17 protein-coding genes and 1 pseudogene are annotated in these 17071 nt (G+C 37.3%); 16 read left to right on the forward strand and 2 right to left on the reverse strand.

The genetic code is table 11. The features are described from left to right. Positions 1-48: 48 nt before the first annotated feature. The 13 genes from pgsA (at position 49) to HNP77_RS08035 (ending at position 10523) form a co-directional block, all read left to right on the forward strand. Complete coding sequence (gene pgsA, locus HNP77_RS07980; protein WP_184652640.1) at positions 49-669, forward strand: CDP-diacylglycerol--glycerol-3-phosphate 3-phosphatidyltransferase; 621 nt, start codon at positions 49-51, stop codon at positions 667-669. Positions 670-1222: 553 nt separating this feature from the next. Beyond that, positions 1223-2194 (forward strand): LPP20 family lipoprotein, encoded by a 972-nt coding sequence (locus HNP77_RS07985; protein ID WP_184652641.1) that lies wholly within the window; start codon positions 1223-1225, stop codon positions 2192-2194. A gap of 31 nt (positions 2195-2225) precedes the next feature. Beyond that, entirely contained in the window at positions 2226-3116 is an 891-nt protein-coding gene (locus HNP77_RS07990; RefSeq protein WP_184652642.1) for a hypothetical protein, read from the forward strand. A 37-nt stretch (positions 3117-3153) separates the two neighbouring features. After that, positions 3154-3354 carry a hypothetical protein gene (locus tag HNP77_RS07995; protein ID WP_184652643.1) on the forward strand — a complete coding sequence of 67 codons (201 nt, stop codon included), beginning with the start codon at positions 3154-3156 and terminating at the stop codon, positions 3352-3354. 3 nt (positions 3355-3357) lie between these two features. Next, the gene (locus HNP77_RS12375) at positions 3358-6189 is read left to right on the forward strand and encodes a formylglycine-generating enzyme family protein (protein WP_246428882.1); all 2832 of its coding nucleotides are present in this window, start codon (positions 3358-3360) and stop codon (positions 6187-6189) included. Next, positions 6083-6751 carry a hypothetical protein gene (locus HNP77_RS08005; protein WP_184652644.1) on the forward strand — a complete coding sequence of 223 codons (669 nt, stop codon included), beginning with the start codon at positions 6083-6085 and terminating at the stop codon, positions 6749-6751. The genes HNP77_RS12375 and HNP77_RS08005 overlap by 107 nt, the downstream gene beginning before the upstream one ends. Continuing rightward, positions 6742-6918: a hypothetical protein gene (locus HNP77_RS08010; RefSeq protein WP_184652645.1), complete on the forward strand. Its 177-nt coding sequence runs from the start codon at positions 6742-6744 to the stop codon at positions 6916-6918. The genes HNP77_RS08005 and HNP77_RS08010 overlap by 10 nt, the downstream gene beginning before the upstream one ends. Continuing rightward, positions 6918-7751, forward strand: coding sequence for a hypothetical protein (locus tag HNP77_RS08015; protein ID WP_184652646.1), 834 nt, complete (start codon positions 6918-6920; stop codon positions 7749-7751). Before HNP77_RS08010 ends, HNP77_RS08015 begins: the two co-directional genes overlap by 1 nt. 40 nt (positions 7752-7791) lie before the next feature. Continuing rightward, positions 7792-8304, forward strand: coding sequence for an HRDC domain-containing protein (locus HNP77_RS08020; RefSeq protein ID WP_184652647.1), 513 nt, complete (start codon positions 7792-7794; stop codon positions 8302-8304). Positions 8305-8393: 89 nt separating this feature from the next. Beyond that, positions 8394-8516 carry a hypothetical protein gene (locus tag HNP77_RS12445; RefSeq protein WP_281393464.1) on the forward strand — a complete coding sequence of 41 codons (123 nt, stop codon included), beginning with the start codon at positions 8394-8396 and terminating at the stop codon, positions 8514-8516. A gap of 284 nt (positions 8517-8800) precedes the next feature. Continuing rightward, positions 8801-8986 carry a hypothetical protein gene (locus HNP77_RS08025; protein WP_184652648.1) on the forward strand — a complete coding sequence of 62 codons (186 nt, stop codon included), beginning with the start codon at positions 8801-8803 and terminating at the stop codon, positions 8984-8986. Beyond that, entirely contained in the window at positions 8983-9558 is a 576-nt protein-coding gene (locus tag HNP77_RS08030) for a hypothetical protein (RefSeq protein ID WP_184652649.1), read from the forward strand. The genes HNP77_RS08025 and HNP77_RS08030 overlap by 4 nt, the downstream gene beginning before the upstream one ends. A gap of 17 nt (positions 9559-9575) precedes the next feature. Then, a complete protein-coding gene (locus HNP77_RS08035; RefSeq protein ID WP_184652650.1) occupies positions 9576-10523 on the forward strand; it encodes a reverse transcriptase/maturase family protein in 948 nt (315 codons plus the stop codon). Positions 10524-10697: 174 nt separating this feature from the next. On the opposite strand, the pseudogene HNP77_RS08040 reads toward HNP77_RS08035, so the two are convergent. Next, positions 10698-11962 (reverse strand): annotated as a pseudogene (locus HNP77_RS08040) (IS256 family transposase). A gap of 106 nt (positions 11963-12068) precedes the next feature. Between HNP77_RS08040 and HNP77_RS08045 the strand changes: the two are divergent. From HNP77_RS08045 to HNP77_RS08055, 3 genes are read left to right on the forward strand one after another with little or no spacing between them, the layout of a single operon-like run. Continuing rightward, complete coding sequence (locus HNP77_RS08045) at positions 12069-14012, forward strand: hypothetical protein (protein WP_184652651.1); 1944 nt, start codon at positions 12069-12071, stop codon at positions 14010-14012. Positions 14013-14027: 15 nt separating this feature from the next. Beyond that, positions 14028-15092 (forward strand): magnesium transporter CorA family protein, encoded by a 1065-nt coding sequence (locus tag HNP77_RS08050; protein ID WP_184652652.1) that lies wholly within the window; start codon positions 14028-14030, stop codon positions 15090-15092. Further along, a complete protein-coding gene (locus tag HNP77_RS08055; protein ID WP_184652653.1) occupies positions 15089-16024 on the forward strand; it encodes a formylglycine-generating enzyme family protein in 936 nt (311 codons plus the stop codon). Before HNP77_RS08050 ends, HNP77_RS08055 begins: the two co-directional genes overlap by 4 nt. Before the next feature lie 357 nt (positions 16025-16381). Here the strand turns inward: HNP77_RS08055 and HNP77_RS08060 are convergent, their stop codons facing one another. Further along, positions 16382-17056, reverse strand: a complete 675-nt coding sequence (locus HNP77_RS08060) for a metallophosphoesterase family protein (RefSeq protein ID WP_184652654.1) — start codon at positions 17054-17056, stop codon at positions 16382-16384. Between the last annotated feature and the right edge of the window lie 15 nt (positions 17057-17071).

The raw sequence follows: 17071 nt of genomic DNA on the forward strand, positions 1-17071 counted from the left end.
ATAGGATTGTATTGTAATAAAATAGGAAAACTCGTTATAATAGGGCACATGAAGACGTCGAATAAATTTACATTAGCCAGACTTGTACTGGCACCTGTACTGTTTTTTATATATTTTATTCCTGAATGGACTCATTCCTGCAGCGGAAGCGTACTTTCCGTTATCTCAGTATGTCTGATGATACCGCTTCTTGCCTTTGCAGAACTTACGGACTATTACGACGGAAGTTATGCCCGCAGGCATAATGAAGTCAGTGATTTCGGAAAAATGTTTGATCCTTTTGCAGATGTTTTCCTTCATATGTCGATGTTTACCTGTTTTGTATTTTCAGGATACATGCCGGTAATTCTTTATGTTCTTATTTTTTACAGGGAATTCGGCCAGAACTTTTTAAGAATGGTTGCCGCAAAGAGAGGTACAGCCATTGCAGCCCGCAAAGGCGGAAAGCTTAAGACGGTGTTCTATGTAGTAAGCTGCTTTGTTGCACTTGCCCAGGAAGGAATGTACCGTCTGGATTTAGTAAAGTATCTTGGAAAATACGGTGAACCGGTAATGAAGTATGCTTTGTATTCAGGTTATGGATTTTTTGCAGTCTGTGCCCTTCTGGCGTACATAAGTTTTGCTGATTATCTTAAGAACTTTGGTTCTGTATTAAAAGATTCCATCTAAATAGCCCGAAATTCGAGTTTTCTAAATTAACCGCAATCTGAAAAAATTTTGATAAAATTCCAGATTGCGGTTAATCATGTAAGCAACGATGCTTCTGTGCTTGATATGATAGCATTCAAAAAGGCTCATTAGCCTGTTCATGTTCTTTCTTGGAACCGCTTCAAATTTAATTCCTTTTTCTTCCATTCGTTATCCTGACGACCAAACTTAGTGATAAAATTTTGATTTTATCATTGACTAGAGTAGTTTTAGGTGAAAAAGGATATCTCCAGAATCTTCAATTACAAAAAGATTGAAAATTGATTTTTTTGTGATATAATTATAATAAATATGTTGACACAAAAAATGCACGTGGTAAAATTTGCTCGATTGCTCGATTGCTCGATTGCTCGATTGCTCGATTGCTCGATTGCTCGATTGCTCGGGATATTTTAAATAGTTTAACAGAAAATACTCAGTAAATAATAAGGTACAGTTTTTTGCACAAAGAAAATTTGCGTGAAGAACTGTACCTTTTTTTGTTTTAAAAAAATTGGAGGAGAGAATTTAAAACATGAGAAAAACTCTGATAGTTATTATATTAACTTTCGTTTCAGCAGTATGTTTTGCAAAGCCAAAGTCTGTAGAACCAGACTGGTTTAAAAATTATCGTACTGTTTTTCCTAATGCTCAGTATCTGGCACAGCGTGGAAGCGGAATTACTGCAGAAGATGCAAAGACAGATGCAGCTTCTCAGCTAGCCCGATATTTTCAATCTACAGTAAGTGCAAATCTTTCTACAACAATGTCTTCTATTACAACTGGTACGTCCATACAGGAAGAAACTCGTGTAATAGATGAAGTAAATGTTACAAGTGAAGTTGAATTCATTGGGCTTGAATTTACTGAAAGTTATTATTACAAGCCGGAAAAGAAATGGTATGCAGTAGCTTATATGATTCGTGATGATGCCTGGGTTCAGTATAAGCCAAAAATAGAATCGGAGAAAACAAAATTTTACTCTTTTCTAAAAAAGGCGGAATCAGAAGAAGATTCCTTTACGAAAATTTCGTTGTATAAAAGTGCCTGGAAAGTGTCAGGTGATTTAATTGAAAAACTTGAATACGGCAGAATCATAAATCCAAATGAAGAAGAAAAGTATTCTGCAGACAGAACAGAAGTAGCAGAGCTTCCGGCAAAAATAGAAAAAGAACAAAAGAATCTTACTATTTTTGTAAACCTGAAGGGCGATTACGGAAACATAGTGGAGACTTCCATAAAGACTGCACTTGAGAAAGGTGGATTTATAGTTGGTTCAAGTGGAAATTACACAGCAGATGTTATTGTTTCATCAAATCCAAATGGCGAAAATCCTGTAACAATTATGCCTGCTGTTATTGTTTCAATAAAAAGCAGTAAAGGAAAAGCTGTTTTTTCATACGAAGCAAAACTGACGGAAAAAACTGTCGCTTATTCATTGGAAAATGCTCAGAAAAAAGCATTCCTAAAGCTGGCAGAAAAAATAAATGAAGAAATTAAATTTTAAGTTGTGATTAAACGGCGGAAGGAGAAAACAAATGAAAAAGACATTAATTAGAGCGATGGTAGCAGGAACTGTATTTGCATCTTTGCTAAGCTTTGCAGGCTGTGGATCAACTCCAAAAGCAGATCCTACTATTAAGGTAAATGTTGATGATGATGTGGATAAGGTAGTAGTTGTTGATTGGACAGACAGGACTTTAGGAGAAATTGCGGCTCCAACATGGCTTAAGAATATGCGTCGTGGAAACTCTGATACTTTCAAGGAACAGTGGGGATTAAATTCAAACCGCGTTGTAAAAATAAGTATGGCAACAGGAAAAACAGAAGCAACAGCACAGGCTTTAAGTCGTGCAGGATTTGCATATGTTCAGGCAGCAGAATTGAGTCAGAAAGTTATTGGTAGAGTTGGTCAGGGCTTAAATGATGTAGGCCAGCTGGAAGCAGTATATGTTGCCGCAAGTGAAACAAAAGCAGATATGACAGGTCTTCGTGAAGAAACAGGATTCTACCAGAAAGTCCGAACTACAAAAGCCGGAACAAAAGAACAGAGTGAACAGTATATCTATTACACAGTCTATTCTATGGATAAAGCAACATGGGATGCACTCTGCCGTAAATATCTGATGGATGTTATGGGAACAGAAGGTCTTGAAACAGAAACTCAGAAAAAGATTGGTTCTCTCTTTAGCGAAATGAAGGAAGACGCAGATAAAAAAGATGCAGCAAAACAGGCAGAAGAAGAAGCATTGTATAAAGCCCAGTTGGCACGTTTGGAAGCAGAAAAAGCAAAAGCAAATGCCGATGCTGCTGCAAGTAATGCAGAAGTTGCAAAAGCTGCTGTAGAAGCAAAGAAACTTGACGCAAAGGAAGCACAGACAAAGGCTGCTGCACAGGAAGCTATGGATTTGGCAGATTTTTTGATGTAACTGAGGTAAGAGATGGATTTTGAAAAAATAGTAATAGATGTTCTTTTCTAGAATGGGAAGCGGAGAAGGAATCGCTCACAGTGAAGAATTACTTTTTGTAGAAGTTATCAAAAGTATAAAGAATGGTGTTGATTTTCAAAATGAAATTAAATGTGCAATTACATCTTTAGTTTCGAAAGGTGTAATTGTTCATGATTCAAAAATACCTGGATGGATTTATTTGAACAATAAGGATTAATAAATGAAAAAATACATAACATTATTTCTAGCTACACTCTTTTCAATTTCACTTTTTGCTCAGACAAAGGTTGATGCAAAGAAAATAGGTAAGACATTAGAAAAAAACAAAGATGCAACCGCAGTATTTACTTGTGATATGAGTCTTTCTGGAATGAAAGTAGCAAATGACGGAACTGTAATTTTGTCAGCTTTTGCTAAAAACAAGGTAAAGATTGTTAGCGGAATGGATATGACAAACATTGCTGAACGTCTTGATTATGCAAACAAGGTAACATACCTTGTTACATTTGAAACAAATGATTTGTCTTCAAAATCGTACTCAATAACAAAGATTGATGGTATAGAGACACTTGAGCAATACAAGGAACGTCTTGTGCAGGAAGAGAAACGTAAGGCCGAAGAAGCCAAAGCAAAATGGGAACGTGAGCGTCTTGAAAATCTTACCAAACATCCAGTTCAGGTTGTGAACCAGGAAGTAGTAAATATTTCTGGTGCAGAATCTGCATGGCTTCCAGGCCAGATTCAGGACAAGCTTAAGTCAAACCTTCAGGAATATCTTGGAATGAAGACTGTAGTTGATTCAAAGTCAGAAGCTGCACTGAAAAAACTTCAGGCAGAAAGTGAAGACGGTGGAAGAGACGAAAATTCAGCCATTGAACTTGGAAAGATTACAACAGCAAAGTTTGCAGTATTTGTAAAGCTCCGTAAAACAGGAACAGGTTACACTATAAGTGCAGACTTTACAGACCTTACAACCGGTGAACAGATGGCAAGCTGTTCTTCTAAAGAATACTCAAAAGCAGAATATCTTTATGGTTCCACTGGTGCAGTAGATGAACTTACACTTGCATTGGCAAATAAACTTAATGTAAAAATTTCTGATCTTAACAAGAATCTCCTTACATCAGGTTCAGCAAACTTTTCTGTAGATGCACAGCTTGCACTGGCAAAACAGAACGAAGAACAGTATCAGAAAATGATGAAAGACTATGATGCTGAACTTTCTAAGCTCATGACTTCCAACGATATTAATGCAATCCAAAACAAGAACAGAATTGAAGCAGAAAAAGCACTTCTTTTAGAAAAGCAGAATGCAGAAAAGAAACGTCAGGAAGAACTTAAGGCACAGATGGCACGGGCTGCAGAAGATGAAAAACTGGAAGCAGAACGTTCCATTGCATTAAAGACTCAGCGTGACCAGATGGCAAAAGATGCAGCAGCAAAGGCCGCGGAAGTTCGCAAACTAAAAATGGAAAAGCAGGGTGTTCTTGGCCAGATAAATGTTCTTGAAAGCAAAAAGAAAGCACTTGTGGAAATAAGGCAGGGTGTAGAAAGTCGCAGTGTCGAACTGTACGAACAGATGCTTAAGGACAAAGAAAGTGAAGAAGCAAAAATAAGGAACAGACCTTTAGGAACTTCCGAAAAAGACGATAACGGAAAACAGACAGAACGTTCAAAGCAGATTCGCGAAAACCAGGTAATTAAGAGCAATGAAGAATTAACAAACAAATTCTTTGCAGATTGTGAGGCCGTTAAAAAAACAACCGCAAGTCAGGATGCTTCTTTATTAGCAGAAATTCGTAACGACCAGAAAACACTTGCAACAACAAGAACAGTTTCTTCCATGGGTGAAGAATTAAAGGTAAGTTACGGAAAATTTACAGGAGCAAAAGACGGCTGGATTTCTTACATAAGTTTGTATTCAGACGGCATCTTAATTTTTACTGATGAGTTTATTTTAACCTACGAAGGTGTTACAGGAAAAAGAAGACCAACAGACACAGAACTTGAAGACTTTAAGGTAAGTGAAGAATATGACAACAATATTGACATGTACAATTCCCTTCTTACCCGTGGCGATCCGATTGTTTACTTTGAAATTGATTACAACGTAACTGCAGAAGGAGACAGCAAACCAAGCCAGTATAAATTTAATTTTAACAAGATTCGGGTAATCAACACTGTAAGTGGAAAAGTTACACAGACAAGTACCTTGAACAAAGTGCAGCCACGTACAATGAAGCCCGAATGGGATTTGAGGGAAATTGTTGGGATTGTTGCAAAAGAAAAGAATGAGTTTGAGTCCTTGAATAAATATATTTCAAAAGGTCTTACTTTACCAGCAGCAAAAAAATCTGTTGCAAGAGATAATGAAGTTGCAAAGATGTTTGATTCTATGGGAATAAAAATGGTGTCGATTCCTGAGAGAAACTTTAAGATGCTCAATACTGAAGTTACCCAAAAAGTGTATACATCTGTTATGGGTAGCAACCCAAGTTATTATAGAGGAGACAATAACCCTGTAGAAAAAGTAAGCTGGTATGATGCAATTTATTTCTGTAATAAACTTAGTGAAAAATTCGGTTTTACACCTGTATATGCAGTTTACGGTAACACTGATGTTGCAACCTGGAATTATACACCACATAATGGTGATTCAATTCGAGGAGAAGTAACTCAGAATACAAAAGCAAACGGATTCCGTTTACCAACAGTAGAAGAGTGGCAGTATGCAGCAAAAGGCGGACAGAATTATACGTATTTTGGCAGTAATAATCTTGATGAAGTAGGCTGGTATAAAGAAAACAGTGGAGGTAGAACACACCCTGTAGCACAGAAGAAAGCCAACGGATACGGCTTATATGACATGAGCGGCAACGTGTGGGAGTGGTGCTGGGATGTTGTCCCGTACTACAGCGACGACCGCTGTAGCCGTGGTGGCAGCTATGGCAGCAGCGGCAACTACTGCGGGGTGGACAGCAGGGGCAGCGACGACGCTAACTACCGGTACGGCAACCTTGGTTTCCGCATTGTTTGTTCCGCTTCTAACTAGCAGGAACGAGCGTAGCACAGCAGCAGTACGGCACATGCAGGCGGTAAGCCGAAATGGGCAGTACTGCTGTAGGCGGAGGGAGAAAAAAATATTAGGAGAAAAAATTATGAAAAACACGTTATATATTCAATTAAAAATAATTGATTTAAAAAAAGAGGACGAAAAAAATATTGAATATCTTAATGCTTTTACTACTGAAAAAAAGATAAATGATTTTATGTCTTGGAAAGATATAAATGAGATTAAGGAATTTTCAGAAGAAGAAAAAAAAATGTTTCATGATAATACTAATGTAGTGTATAGAGACGGTATTATGGATATTAGTATTCCATTGCTTGAAAATAATTTTATAAAACAAATTGAAGTAATAACAAAATCTATATCATATGTTGTCGCAAAATTAGCTATGCTTGGTTCCTTTATTGAAGGAACAATGGATTTAGATAAAAGGCAGGATGAAAAACTAGAACAGATTGGTATTTGTTTATCGGAAAGTTGTAAAGAAAAAGTAGAAAAAAACAAATTAGAATATTTAAAAAACATGGAAATCGTTTGTGGATAAATTGGTTAAAATATGCTTTAGATGTTAAAAATTCTTCTGTCTTTTTACCCCCAATTAAAGCCAATATCCAAAATAAAATTAATTTCTATACAAGTGATCAAGTATTAAGTGGAAAATATGAACTATTGATGAAAGAACTTGAAGAACAGGAAATAGGTGATAAATAATGGGAAATTATAAATTAATACGGAAATATATTTTTAGTGAAGTATCTTGTGTGCAACATGAAGATTATAAATATATTTACAAGCTTAATGGATATGATCCAAAAAAGAATAAGATTGTTTACAGATATATGCCACTGAAAAGATTTTATGAATATAAGGAAAAGAAAGAAATGGTATTTGTTTCTCCTACTGTTTGGGAAGATCCTTATGAATCAAAGTTTCTTGCTAAAAATCAGGAATATGAAAGATTAAAAGACAAAAAGATATTTTGTCTATGTGTAACTAATAAGAAAATTGAAAATGAAGCAGCCGCATGGAAAATGTATTCACCAAATGATAATGCAAAAAGCATAAAGGTTTATTTTAATCTTGATGAATTTTTAGCAAGATTAAATGAATTTGCAAAAAGAGAAAAAAAGAAAGTTTATATCGGAAATGCTATTTATTCATTTACGAAAAAAGAGATCGATAAACTTGATAAAGAGGGTGAACTAGGAAATGATATTTTTTTTCCTAAAGATTTTTCAATAGAGCATTATCTAAGTCTTATGTGTTTGAAAAGATCTTCTTTTTCTTTCGAGAATGAAATACGAATATTTATAGTTGATAAAAAAAAGAAAGATGATTTTTTAGTTGTAGATAAATTTCCATTTGATGAAAAGATAATTAGTGCCATTACAATTTCTCCAATAATACCATTTTCATATGATGATTCTAGAAAAAGAATATACAATCGTTTATTAAATTTGGAATTCCAAAATATAAAAAAAGATTTAATAGATAGAGGATTAAAATGCAAAATTTATAAGTCTTCTTTATATGTAAAAAAATAATCGAACAAGGTAATAGTTCATGCCTCTACAAACCCAATTCATGACCTTCTTTATTAGTCCTTTCTCAGAACCAAGTGCCAGTGCAGAGCTGAACAATTTCTTAAAGTCTCACAGAATAATTAACGTTGAAAAACGGCTAATAGACGGTGAACGTGGAACTGGCTGGGTTTTTCTTGTGGAATATACGGACATTGAAGGTGGTAAATCGGCATATACAATGAGTTCAAAAGTAGACTGGCGGGATGTACTGAATCCAAGTCAGTTTGCTGTTTATGATTTCTTACGGAAAACAAGAAAGGAAATTGGTGATAAGACTAAAATTCCGCTATATGGAATTTTAAGTAATGAACAGCTGGCTTTGATGGCTCAGAATCCACCAAAAACAAAAGAAGATTTTCTTAAGATAAAAGGTGTTAATGAGCAAAAGTACAAACAATGGGGTGAAATCTTCATAAAAGCAATTGAAAAAGCTTTGGTTTCTACTGCAGAAGCGCCAAAGAATATAACGAATGAAACTGAAAATTCCGCTGATTCTCAGCTGGATATATTTTAAGATACTTTGTATCTTTGGGATAAGCCTTTAGAAGAACTTGTGGTGTTGGGATGTTAACCCGAACAACAGCAACAACCGCTATAACCGTGGTGGCAGCTATAACAACAACGACAACAACTGCAAGGTGGACAACAGGAACAACAACAACGCTAACAACCAGAACAACAACCTTGGTTTCCGCATTGTTTGTTCCGCTTCTTACAGCTCTGTAATAAACGTGATTCGTCAATTTTGCAGAACCGGTTTATTCCTGTAGGTTCTTAGTTAATTAAGGATCTACAAAAAATTACTTAGGCTATGTTGTGCTGGTAACGGTAAAAAATGTACGTGAACGTTCAACATAGTGGGCAATTTATACAAATTGTCAGCGATGCTTAAAAGCTATTATATTTGTAGTTTTTAAGCATTGTTTTTTTATAAAATTTAAATTATTTTCTACAAAAATCATCAAAAAGATGCTATATTGTATTTAGTAATAAAGAGAAGGAGGAATATTATGAGAACACCATCAAAAGAATATTATGAAAATGTTTATAATGGCGACAATCCTCTGTCTTTTATTTTACATTTGCCAAAACCTGATTTTACAGAACTTGATAAAGAAGCAAAAGAATTTGAAAAATGGATTGTTGAAGAACAGAAAAAAGACCGTCAGAAAATATTAGAGGCTGTCCACAGATGATAATAGAGTTTTCTGTTTTAGATACACAAATATTTTCACTAGAACATTTAAATGACTCTCCAGAAAATGAAAAACTGATTTCCGAATTTAAAGTTGGTAATGCTGCTGATGGGCTAGAGAATTACTTGAAGAACACAGCTTTAAAAGATGAGGAAAATAATTTTTGCAGGACGTATCTTGTAAAAGATAAAACAACAGGAGAAGTAGCTTGCTATTTTTCGCTTCGAACAGGTCTAATAACTATGCAGGTTTATAAAGAAGCGTTTGATTCTATACCTGCGATAGAACTTTCAAATTTTGCAGTAAACGAAGCTTATAGAACTAATCATCCAGAAGTAAAGGGAATTGGTGCTTATACATTTAAGTATTTTATACTTCCGATTGCTCGTTGTCTTGCAAAATATATAGGGATAAGTTCTCTTTACATATATGCTCTTCCTGAAGAAAAATTAATAAATCATTATAAAAAATTAGGTTTTGTGAGATTACCTCCTAAGCAAGAAAAATTTATACAACATCATGTAAAACCAAAGTATGATGAAGGTTGTATATTTATGGTTCAGACTCTGTAACTTCTTAATGTTGACTTTTGAAACGAGCAGATAACTTATTCGAACAGATAACAGACTTGGAAAACTTAAAGTCTGCATATCTCAAAGCCTTAAAAGGAAAAAGGTTTACTCCAGCTGCAATTGTTTTTGATGCAAAGGCCGATGAAAATCTGCATACAATAAAATCTGCATTAGAATCAGAAACATACGTAATTGGAAATTACAGACAATTTAAGATTTACGATCCAAAAGAACGACTTATAACAGCAGCCAGTTTTGAAGACAGAATTGTTCATCATGCAATAATGAATATTTTTGAAAATGTCTTTGAAAAGCAATTTGTTTTTCATACTTATGCCTGCAGAAAGGGCAAGGGAACTCATAAGGCAGTTGAATATACATTAAAGCAGGCAAGACAATGTGAATATTTTCTAAAGCTGGATATAAGAAAATATTTTGATAACGTTGATCATGATGTTTTGAAGACAAAACTTAATCGAATCATAAAAGATGAGAAATGTTTAAGACTTTTGTTTTCAATAATTGATTCTTATGGGGAAGGTGATAAACAGCTACCTATTGGAAATCTGACAAGTCAGTTCTTTGCAAACTTTTATTTGTCATCTATGGACCATCTGGTACTAGAAAAGCTAAAACCTCAAGGTTATGTGCGATATATGGATGATGTAATAATTTTTGATAATTCAAAAAGCAAATTACTGGAGACATATAGAACTCTTAATAATTATGTACCAACGGAATTGCAGCTTACATTCAAGCAGCCCGTGATAAATAAGTGTGTAAACGGAATTCCATTTCTAGGATTTTTAATAAGAAGAAATTCAATTTCAATACTATCAAAGAACTGGAAGCGTAAGTTAATAAAAGTCGCACAATTAGACAAGAATTACAGTGAAGAAAATGAGTTTGATACTTATAACAGATACAGTAGTATGTTTGCTTGTTTAGCATTGTGTCAAAAATAAATATAAGAAGTAAACAAAATAGAAACATTGAAACAATTGGCTTCAAGGTATAGAGACGAATAGAATCTGATTAATCTCGTTTATGTACTAGTTTCAAGAAATCCTCAGGAGTAATTGCAGGAACCGCTGAACCTATAAAAGACCCTGTTATAAATTCTGTGTAAATGGCATGGTTTAATTAAAGCCGGGAACACGCCCGTCAAACAATATTGCAAACTGATTAACTGCCAGCCCCCAGTCTTTAATGGACATAGTCCAGCGGGTACTGGCATTTTTAATTGCCAGATACATTACCTTGTATATCGAATCATCATCAGGGAAACTTGATTTGTTTCTAGTAACTTTTCGCAGGGAAAAGTTCAGGGATTCGATTGCGTTGGTTGTGTAAATAGCACGTCTGATATCTTTAGGATAATTAAAGAACTCCATCAAGTCATTCCAGTTTCGTTCCCAGGAAGCCTGAATCATCGGATATTTGTCATTCCACTTTTTGCCGAATTCTTCCAGAGCTTCATGACCGCTTTCAGCATTAATTGCAGAATAGACTTCTTTCAAATCCCGGCAGACAGCCTTAAGGTCTTTGTAAGAAACAAACTTTGTAGAATTACGTATCATGTGAATAATACAGTGCTGGATATGAGTGTCTGAGAAAACTGCTTTTACAGCATCAGGAAATCCAGTAAGTCCGTCCATGCAGGCAATGAGAATATCTTCAACGCCGCGGTTCTTGATGTCTGTAAGCACACTCATCCAGAATTTTGCACCTTCCGTGTCAGCGAGCCAGAGCCCCAAAACTTCTTTTCTGCCTTCCCAGTTGATTGCCAGGGCTACATAAAGAGCTTTGTTGATATTCTTACCGTCCTGCCTTGAATTTACGCGTAAGGCGTCCAGAAAAAGAATCGGATAGGATTTTTCTAGCGGTCTGTTCTGCCATTCACGGACATCGGCCATGACTGATTCAGTGATATTTGAGATTGTTTCTAGAGAAACTTCTACTCCGTAAAACTGCTGCAGATGGCGCTGAATGTCACGGGTACTCATTCCGAAAGAATACATCGAAATAATCTGGTCGTTGAAAAGTGGCGTGCGTTTTTCATGTTTTGGAATTATTACAGGTTCAAAGGTACTGCAGATTGCTGCACCAGTTCGCAATCTGTGTCACAGGGAACCCGTACTTCTATTGTGTCATTATCATCGGTTATGACAGTTTTTGTTGTGTATCCGTTTCGGCTGTTGCCGGAATTGTCACCGGCATTGTCATTTTTCTTATAGCCCAAATGCTCGTCCATTTCGGCATCCAGAGCCTTTGAATAAAAACGGCTTGTCAGTTTCTTGAGCAAACCGTTTTCTCCTGCTAATTCTTCTGCTGTCATCCCATGGAAGTCAATCTGATCCAGCAACTGGTCGATGATATCTTTTTCTTTTGTTTTAGCCAACATTGTACTCCTCCTTAAGAGTATCATATTTGTCAGCCATTTACACAGAAAATTTTACAAGGTCTATTAAACCTAGTCACCATGGGGATTTTTATGTATAATGTCCTTTATGGCTACGACTGCAAATATTCTAACATTATTAAAGTATTATACATCCAAGCAGAAATCTCCTTTTGTTGAATATAACGAGTTTGCGGATTACCTGCATCGTTATGCACAGCATCATATGTCGGAAAATTCTGATTTAGTTGTATATTGCGGTTCGTCCTATCTTGAGACCCTGGATGAAGAACTTCACCAGCTGATAGGTAAAAAACAGATTGTAATTACGTCCGTTCACAATAAGGATCATATTCTTGTTCTCCCGTATCTTGTTGAACATTATGCTGCTATTTATCGTTCCGTAGAATCTACTATAACTGTTCCTTATCCGATTTATTCAGATCTTCCAAAAAACTGTCCTACTTCCATTTTAACTCAGGTAACGGCGCTTGATACCATCTATCAGTTTTTTGAAAAGCAGGAACTGAACGATAAGGTTCTTTATTCCCTTGTGTTTGATAAAGGCGTGCCTTCGATTCTTTTTCCGTCGAACATACCTGTTTCAGTTTTAGTAAGCACTGCTTTAGGCAAGCTTCAGCATCTTCTTGCAAAAGGTGAATCTCACGATTATTTTTTGAAAAAGCTTTCCATTTCTAATCCGGGAAAAGAACTTTCCATAAAGAGTTTCTTTGCTCAGTTTGTTGCAAAACCGGAAGCTGCCCTTGATGTTATAAAAGATACCGGAGAAACTTTTTATTACTGGAGCCAGCTTTTCTTCTTTATTAAGCAGGATTATACAAAACTTAAGGATTTAACTCCCGAAGATACTAACATTCTTCAGGCGGTTGCCATTGCAGAAATAGCTACATCCTATTACAAATCCAAAGCTTCTGAGCGTCAGGTAAAAAATGAGGCTTTTGAAGTTCTGGACAGGCTTCTTAAAAATCCGCCGTATTATCATTCCATGTCGGATATCTTGAAAATGAAGGATCCTTCCGGCGTGCTTCTCCTTGGTCAGTACAAAGAGGATGAACTTAAAGCTCATCTTGATTTTCTTACAACTGAGTCTCAGCCTAATGAACTTCCAGATCTTCTTATCTTCAAGGTTTCAGAAGAAGAGGGATATTTTATCTGCAAGGATAAAGTAATGCCTCTCATCATCAGGCTTACGAATGATGCAAGGGTTCTTATCAGGGAAAGTCTTGTAAAACAGTGGTATAAAGTTCTTCTGGATTTTGAAACTCTTCCTGAAATGAAAGAGTCTGCTGCCTTTGAGCGCTGTCTCGAAAGGGAATTAAGCAGCTGTGAACCGATTCTTTACGGACTTTTAGGTTCTAACTTCCTTTCTGTTATTGCTTTTGATGATCATACGCCAGGCAGGGTAGCTTTGTTCCGTGACGGAATGCTTGTTCCTTACAGCGAGATGCTTATGCTCAGCCGTGCGGAAATTTATTCTGATGCTAAGATAAAGCTTCCTTTCTGGTATGGACTTCCTGTTATTTCATGGCTGATGAGTATTCTTCTTAAGAAACCGAAGGCTAAGAAACCTGTAAAGAAACCGCCTGTAAAAACTGCGACCCGTACGCTTACGGATGAAGAACGTTCAGTAGAACAGGAAAAGGTTCGTAAACTGGATACTGCTGATAGTTTTGATCCAAAGAAATCCCGTAAAAGGGAACTTAGAAAAGCGGCCGGTGAGGTTGAGAAGCTTATAGTTCCGCCGGAGAGTACTCTGGACCGTGAACTTGAAAGCTACATAAGTGAATGGAATGACCGTATAGGTAAGCGTAACCATGATAATCTTACAGAAGACGTAAATAACCTTATCCGTGACTATATGCGTAAGACATTGCGTTCCCTCAGGACGGAGGCGTTTACATACGACAGAATTAAGAGTCTGGCAGATTCTCTTGTGAGTTCGCCAAGCATGATGCAGATAAAAAATCACCCGGCTCTTAAGCATTACATTGAGCTTTATATGGTTAAGCTTATTAAGAATCTTCCGGCATGATATTGAGGGGTGCCTATGATTACATTCTGGCAGCAGGAAAATGGAAAACTCGTTCAGAAAGACGAGGAAGAATTAAATAAAGAAGAAAAAACATGGGTTGATGCACGTTCCGTTACCAGGGACGAAATAAAACTTCTTGAAGAAAAGTTCAATATTGATCCGGAAAACATGCTGGATATTCTTGACCCGGATGAACTTTCCCGTGTAGAGAAAAATGAGGATTATAATTATAACCTTACCATCATCAAGCTTCCTGTTTTTAATCCCAGTGATGATGTAAGTTATTTTACAGCTCCTCTGGGTATTATTACGACAGGTCAGTTTTTTATAACTATATGCTGGACTAACTGTGAAGTTCTTAAGGATTTTGCTGCAAACCGAATAAAGGATCTTTCGTTAAATGACTTCCCGGCTTTTACAATCAGGTTTATGGCCCGGGCAGACTTGATGTTCCTCCGTTACCTTAAGGAATTGAACCGCAGGGCTACAACCATTCAGCAGGAAATGCTCCGCTCTGTACAGAACAGGGAACTGATTCAGCTTCTTAACATTCAGAAGTCACTGGTTTATTTTACAACTTCACTTAAGACAAATCAGATGCTTCTTGAAAAAATGCGTAAGACAAAGATTCTTAAACTTGACGAAGAAGACCAGGACTGGCTTGATGACGTTGAAATTGATAACCGTCAGGCTATGGAAATGGCTGACACCTATACGAACATTATGTCTACGATGAATGATTCTTTTGCTACGGTTTTAAGCAATAACCTTAATATTGTCATGAAGACTATGACGGCATGGAATCTTGTTTTGATGCTTCCGACTCTTGTTACAAGCTTTTTCGGTTCAAACGTTCCTCTGCCATGGGGAGACGGTACCGGCTTTAAGTGGACGGGAGCCATTGCAGTATTTGGAATTTCTGTTCTTACATCTATCTGGGGCTGGTTCTTCTTTATGAAGCGGCGTATAAATTCTTTTGAAGAAAAAGCCCGAAAGGTTTCCATGAAGCAGCGGCGTGCAAACAGAAAGCAGCGCCGTATTATAAAAAAGCAGGACAGGCTTGCGGAGAAAAATAGATGAAAAAGTGCATTTTTGTTTTACTTGCCTTAAGCTGTTTTTCTGTTTTTGCAGAAACCGGCTTTCAGGACGGACAGTTTGTTTCTTTGAGCGGCGGAGATTACATAATCGGTGAAGGCAGTCAGACTTATACGGCAAAGCGTCATGTTGAGCCCTTCATGATAAGTAAAACTGAGATTACTTATAAATTCTGGTATGAAGTCCGTATTTGGGCTGAACATCACGGATATTTTTTTCAGAATCCGGGACAGGCAGGTTCTGAAGGTTTAAGGGGCAAAATCCCGGGACAGTCAAATATGTATCAGCCGGTAACCATGATAAACTGGTATGATGCCGTTGTATGGTGCAATGCGCTGTCAGAAAAAGAAGGTCTGGTACCCTGCTATGTTTTTTCTGCATCAGATGATGAAGAGATTGTTTTAAGGGATTCCGGTGATACTGCAAGCATAGATTTGTGCTCCTGCAGATGGAATGCTGACGGGTACAGGCTTCCTTCAGAAAGCGAGTGGGAATATGCTGCCAGACGTACAAAAGACGGTTTTGCAGACGGAAGTCTTGTAAGCGGCGGAGATGAAGATGCAGTATGGTCATACCTTAATGCTGCTGAAAGTCATATTGTAGGAACAGGTGGAACTCCTTTTGCAAAAGACGCTCCTCCAATGCCTGGAAGCGGTATTGCAAATGACGCCGGTATTTTTGACATGAGCGGAAATATGATTGAATTCTGCTGGGACTGGTTTGAAGATTATCCTGAATCAAAAGAATATTCTGAATATTATGGTCCGGAACTGGGTTCTGAACGGGTTATGCGGGGCGGCAGCTGGAATGAATACACAATGTTCCTTGGAGCCGGAGACCGCTATTCCTTTGATCCTAACGAAGCATATAATTATTTTGGCCTGAGGGTTGCAAGAAGCCGTCAGCTTTCTTTTTAATGAATACGTCGAGTCAAGGCACGCTAACGCTTAAAGCCTTGACTTCGCCGTTTTGAGGGTTTGTACTACCCCCTCAATAAAAAAAGGAACCGGACTGCATTTACGGGTGTTCTGTGCAGCCGGTTCCTTATTTAAGGGGATGACTAATAAGTTTAAAAAGTGTCATTTTCGGTCAAAAAGTGTCATTTTCGGGCTTGATCCGAAAATCCCCCTGCATGAGATTGCCGCATCAAGTGCGGCAATGACAGGGTGTCGAGTGCGGCAATGACAGGGTGTCGAGTGCGGCAATGACAGGGTGTCGAGCACGACAATGACTCATACTTTTTGGACATTCCCTTTGGAGGAGCTTTTATACTATTATAAACTCATCAGCTGGCAGTTGGTTACAGACCATCTGCCTTCTTTTTTTTCTACTTCAAGAACTGCATATTTTCCGTCGGTAAGGGCGCCAGGGTTTACTATGGTTGTGCTCTCTGTTTTTGTAATGCCGGCACTTTCGTGAATATGACCTGTAATGACGGCAAGAGGTTTGTAATCATCGATAAATTTTCTGAGTAACGGAGAGCCGACGTGAACCTCCGGTGCAACTTTATCGCATTCAGTATCTTTTGGAGGATTGTGCATTATTGCAATAAGGTTGTTCCATTCAGCCTGGCCCTGCTCAATGATAATGTTAAAATCTGAAAGCAGTTCTTCGTCAGTACGTTCGTTTGCCGTTTCTCCCGTGAACTTACTTCCGCCTCCGCTTCCTGCAAAGCACAGCCCTTCATGGTTTACGAGAGTTTTCTGTACGCTGATGTCAGCAGCTTCTATGTCTCCGATAAACTCAGGATCATCACAGTTTCCGATTACGCTGAAAATTACGTCATGTTTTTTACAGAGTTTTTCAAGAGCCGGTTTTCCTGTTTCAGGGGCGCCGAATTTTGTAAAGTCTCCGGCAAAAAGAACAGCGTCTGCATTTTTGAACTGTTCATCCATTTTATCAAGAACATCAAGATTTCCGTGAAGGTCACTGATTACTAAAAATTTCATTTGTCTTATACCTCT

The organism is Treponema rectale (assembly GCF_014202035.1).
GTDB classification, from domain to species: Bacteria; Spirochaetota; Spirochaetia; order Treponematales; family Treponemataceae; genus Treponema_D; species Treponema_D rectale.

Coding starts and splice junctions, on each gene's coding strand:
- HNP77_RS08060 (WP_184652654.1), bottom strand. CDS start 17,056: ATGAAATTTTTAGTAATCAGTGACCTTCACGGAAATCTTGATGTTCTT.
- HNP77_RS08025 (WP_184652648.1), top strand. CDS start 8,801: ATGAGAACACCATCAAAAGAATATTATGAAAATGTTTATAATGGCGAC.
- HNP77_RS08055 (WP_184652653.1), top strand. CDS start 15,089: ATGAAAAAGTGCATTTTTGTTTTACTTGCCTTAAGCTGTTTTTCTGTT.
- HNP77_RS08030 (WP_184652649.1), top strand. CDS start 8,983: ATGATAATAGAGTTTTCTGTTTTAGATACACAAATATTTTCACTAGAA.
- HNP77_RS08015 (WP_184652646.1), top strand. CDS start 6,918: ATGGGAAATTATAAATTAATACGGAAATATATTTTTAGTGAAGTATCT.
- HNP77_RS07990 (WP_184652642.1), top strand. CDS start 2,226: ATGAAAAAGACATTAATTAGAGCGATGGTAGCAGGAACTGTATTTGCA.
- HNP77_RS08045 (WP_184652651.1), top strand. CDS start 12,069: ATGGCTACGACTGCAAATATTCTAACATTATTAAAGTATTATACATCC.
- pgsA (WP_184652640.1), top strand. CDS start 49: ATGAAGACGTCGAATAAATTTACATTAGCCAGACTTGTACTGGCACCT.
- HNP77_RS08005 (WP_184652644.1), top strand. CDS start 6,083: ATGGCAGCAGCGGCAACTACTGCGGGGTGGACAGCAGGGGCAGCGACG.
- HNP77_RS12375 (WP_246428882.1), top strand. CDS start 3,358: ATGAAAAAATACATAACATTATTTCTAGCTACACTCTTTTCAATTTCA.
- HNP77_RS07995 (WP_184652643.1), top strand. CDS start 3,154: ATGTTCTTTTCTAGAATGGGAAGCGGAGAAGGAATCGCTCACAGTGAA.
- HNP77_RS08020 (WP_184652647.1), top strand. CDS start 7,792: ATGACCTTCTTTATTAGTCCTTTCTCAGAACCAAGTGCCAGTGCAGAG.
- HNP77_RS08050 (WP_184652652.1), top strand. CDS start 14,028: ATGATTACATTCTGGCAGCAGGAAAATGGAAAACTCGTTCAGAAAGAC.
- HNP77_RS07985 (WP_184652641.1), top strand. CDS start 1,223: ATGAGAAAAACTCTGATAGTTATTATATTAACTTTCGTTTCAGCAGTA.